The sequence below is a fragment of the Sphingomonas sp. CFBP 8760 genome (assembly GCF_014841615.1).
Lineage (GTDB): Bacteria > Pseudomonadota > Alphaproteobacteria > Sphingomonadales > Sphingomonadaceae > Sphingomonas.
The window spans coordinates 1-266 of sequence record NZ_JACYUG010000076.1; the positions used below are offsets into that span (position 1 = coordinate 1).

Annotated in this window: 1 pseudogene; it reads right to left on the minus strand. The window is 63.5% G+C overall.

Features of this window, described 5'->3' with window-relative positions:
* Positions 1-266: pseudogene (locus IFT82_RS21615) on the minus strand (helix-turn-helix domain-containing protein); the annotation flags it as partial.

Sequence of the window (266 nt, forward strand, 5' to 3'; positions counted from 1 at the left end):
GCACAGCACCACGGCGCGGGTCGGAGGCGACAGGTAAAGACCGACAATGTCCTGAACTTTATCGACGAACAGCGGATCGCTCGACAGCTTGAACGTCTCCGAGCAATGCGGCTGCAAGCCGAACGCGCTCCAGATCCGGCGGATCGTCGTGTGCGACAGCCCAGCCTCGGCCGCCATCGAGCGGATCGACCAATGGGTCGCATCCCGGGGCGTGGTGTTCAGCGTACGCTCGATCACTTGCGCGACTTGTGCATCGCTCACCGTGC